Origin of the sequence: uncultured Succinatimonas sp., assembly GCF_905203285.1 — a bacterium.
Taxonomy (GTDB): domain Bacteria; phylum Pseudomonadota; class Gammaproteobacteria; order Enterobacterales; family Succinivibrionaceae; genus Succinatimonas.
Map to the genome: position 1 here is coordinate 1 of NZ_CAJKVK010000132.1, position 3286 is coordinate 3286.

The window sequence follows — 3286 nt, forward strand, 5'->3', positions numbered from 1 at the left end:
AGTTAAAAGAGGGCAGATCTATTTTTTGATTTAGATGCGTTATTGTGATCTTTATAACTATAAGAAAAAATAATTGCTAGTATCATTTAATAGTTAGACAAAACAATTTATTTCTTTAGGAGATTAAATTATGGGAAAGGGTTTAGTTTTAGCCGGCGAGCCTATGGGCCTTCTTATTGCACAGAGTGAAGGACCTCTTGATTCTGTTTCTGGTTATTCCTTAGCCGTTGCAGGTGCAGAGTTTAACGTAGCAACCGGTTCTGCTCGTTTAGGTCATAAGACCGCTTATCTTACCAAGTTAGGCGATGATCCTTTCGGTAAGTTAATTGCCCGTACCTTAAGAAACAATAAGATTGATGATTCTTTCGTTCTTTACACTAAAGAGCGTACTACCGGCTTTATGTTAAAGAGCAAAGTATCAAAAGGCGATCCTGAAATTTTCTATTTCAGAAAAGGATCTGCAGCTTCTACTTTAAGCGCTGAAGATGTCGAGAAGATTGATTTCTCTTCATTCTCCCATATTCATTTAACCGGCATTCTTCCGGCTTTGACCGATTCAACCCGCGAAGCTGTTAAGCTCATGTTAAAGAAAGCTCGTGAAGCCGGCTTATACGTTTCCTTTGATCCTAACCTTCGTCCGCAGTTGTGGCCTTCTCAGGAAGTCATGGTTGAGTATATTAACGGACTTGCCGCTCAGGCTGACATGGTATTGCCGGGTGACGGTGAAGGCGCAATTTTGTGCGGCACTACCGATCCGCATGAAATCAATAAGTTCTATCGCGGTTTAGGTGCTAAGACCGTTGTTACTAAATGCGGTCCGCGCGGTGCTTTGGTCTCTGACGGTGATAAAGAATATATGGTCAACGGCTTTGTTATTGATAAAGTTGTTGATACCGTCGGTGCCGGTGACGGCTTTGCCTGTGGTGTTTTGACCGGTCTTATGGAAGGCTTGCCGCTTGAAAAATGTGTTGAGCGTGCTTGCGCAATCGGTGCAATTCAATGTACATTTGTCGGTGACAATGAAGGCTTACCTACTCCCGAGCAGTTGAAGACCTTCATGGAAACTCATGCTCGCAGAAGCTAATTTTCACCTATAAAGGAAAATCAAAATGTCTGAAGATATTTTTTCCAAAATTTCAGAATACGGTATTGTTCCTCTTATCACTTTAGACGATCCTAATGATGCCGTTCCTTTAGCTCATGCTTTGATTGAAGGCGGAATCCCTATTGCTGAAGTAACTTTCCGTACTTCAGCCGGCGGGGAAGCTATTAAGCGTATCGCCAAAGAAGTTCCTGAACTTATAGTTGGCGCAGGTACCGTTCATGATATCGATCATGCCAAGGAGACTTTGGATAACGGCGGTCAGTTCGTTATTACTCCGGGCTTTAATCGTGAAGTTGTAGATTGGTGCGTAAAAAACAACATGCCGGTATGCCCGGGTGTCGTTTGCCCGTCTGACATTGAAGAAGCTATGAGTTTCGGTCTTAAGACTTTGAAGTTCTTCCCGGCAGAAGCTTATGGCGGTATTACTACTTTAAAGGCTCTTCACGGACCTTTTGCTGCAATTAAATTCGTTCCGACCGGCGGGGTAGGGCTTGATAATCTTACCGATTATCTTGATCAGCCTAACGTTGCTGCCGTAGGCGGAAGTTTCGCACCTCCCTCCAAGCTTGTTAAAGCTAAGGATTGGGCCGGTGTAACTGCAGCTTGTAAGGCTATTATGAATAAGGTCTTTGACTTTACCGTAGGTCATGTCGGTATTAATGCCGGTACTCCTGACAATGCAGAAAAAGTTACCAATACTATCGCTGCAATGTTTGATACCGATAAGCGTGATGCCGGATTATCTTTCTTCACCGGTGACCTTGCCGAGATCATGAAGAATCCGTTTGCCGGAACTCATGGTCACGTATGCGTCGATACCCGTGATTTAACTCGTGCTCTTGCCATGCTGCGTCGTAAAGGTGTAGCTTTTGATGAGAACAGTTACGTCTATGATGCTAAGGGTAAGCTTATGACTGTTTACTTAAAGGATGAGATTGGCGGATTTGCATTCCATGTTCGTCAGCGTCCTGCCAAGTAATTTAGCTTAATCCTTATTAAAGGGCTCGCTTGTCTGCGGGCCTTTTTTATGCTCCTTTTTAACTCTTAATGAAATTGCATTGTGTTAAAATGGCATAAGTTTTAATTTGTGATCAAATTGAATTTTAAGCAGTTAATACGCAAATCGGAGATTTAAGTGATTACTTGGCATGACCTTATCGGTCCTCTTAAAAATACGGAAAGTTTTCAGCATGTGATGTCTTTTGTTGCGCAAAGACGTGCGGCAGGCGATGTTATTTATCCTGCAGATTGCGATATTTTCAATGCATTTAAATATACGAGTCCAGATAAATTAAAAGTAGTGATTTTAGGTCAAGATCCTTATCATGAGCCGGGGCAGGCGATGGGCTTATCTTTTTCCGTTCCTCCCGGGGTTCCCGTGCCTCCGTCCCTTAGAAATATTTATCGTGAATTAAAAGATGATATGCCGGGTTTTTCTATTCCCGATCACGGCTGTTTGATTCCGTGGGCTCGTCAGGGCGTTCTTCTTTTAAACGCTGTTTTAACCGTAAAAGCCGGGGAGGCTTTTTCTCACCATAATCAGGGCTGGGAGATTTTTACGGATGGCGTAATTAAAGCTATTAATGACAACTGCGAGAATGTTGTTTTTATGTTGTGGGGAGCTGCCGCCAGATCTAAATGCGCTCATGTCGATAGAAGAAAGCATCTGGTTTTAGAGTGTGCTCACCCAAGTCCTCTTTCGGCAAATCGCGGATTTTTCGGCTGTCATCATTTCTCAAGAGCTAATGCATATTTGCATGCTCATAATAAGACCACGGTAAATTGGCAGTTGCCTCTCTACTTGGATGGAAGCGAGAGTTTGTAAATTTTAAAATTAATTTACAAGATATTTTGTTTACGTTGAAGAAAATAGAGAATCAGACGAACGGATCTTCATATTATAGGAATATGAAGATCCGTTTAGTATGAAAATGGTTTAAGCTTTCGTCTTAAATTGTAAGATTTCAGCTTCCGTTAAACCGGATATTTCCATTATTTGCTGTAAAGAAAAATCAGCTTGCAGCATTTTCTGTGCCGTTTCAAGCGCTTGTGCTTTGCGGCCTTCTTCAAGGCCCTTTTTTATTCCCCTTTCTTCGCCTTTAATTTCAGCGGAGCTCATATGCGATGCATAATCCATTTCATAACGCTCGGCGGCCTCATAGCGCAGCATCTCTTCTTTGT

3 protein-coding genes and 1 pseudogene are annotated in these 3286 nt (G+C 42.4%); 3 read left to right on the forward strand and 1 reads right to left on the reverse strand.

All coding sequences use genetic code 11. The features are described 5' to 3' along the window. Window positions 1-130 precede the first annotated feature (130 nt). From QZ019_RS09500 to ung, 3 genes are all read left to right on the forward strand, one after another. On the forward strand, window positions 131-1084 hold the full coding sequence (locus tag QZ019_RS09500) for a sugar kinase (protein WP_294568071.1): 954 nt from the start codon (window positions 131-133) through the stop codon (window positions 1082-1084). Window positions 1085-1109: 25 nt separating this feature from the next. Beyond that, on the forward strand, window positions 1110-2084 hold the full coding sequence (eda, locus tag QZ019_RS09505) for a bifunctional 4-hydroxy-2-oxoglutarate aldolase/2-dehydro-3-deoxy-phosphogluconate aldolase (protein WP_294568072.1): 975 nt from the start codon (window positions 1110-1112) through the stop codon (window positions 2082-2084). Between the two features lie 156 nt (window positions 2085-2240). Beyond that, complete coding sequence (gene ung / locus QZ019_RS09510) at window positions 2241-2930, forward strand: uracil-DNA glycosylase (RefSeq protein ID WP_294568074.1); 690 nt, start codon at window positions 2241-2243, stop codon at window positions 2928-2930. A gap of 111 nt (window positions 2931-3041) precedes the next feature. Here the strand turns inward: ung and QZ019_RS09515 are convergent. Next, window positions 3042-3286, reverse strand: a pseudogene (locus tag QZ019_RS09515) (hypothetical protein); the annotation flags it as partial.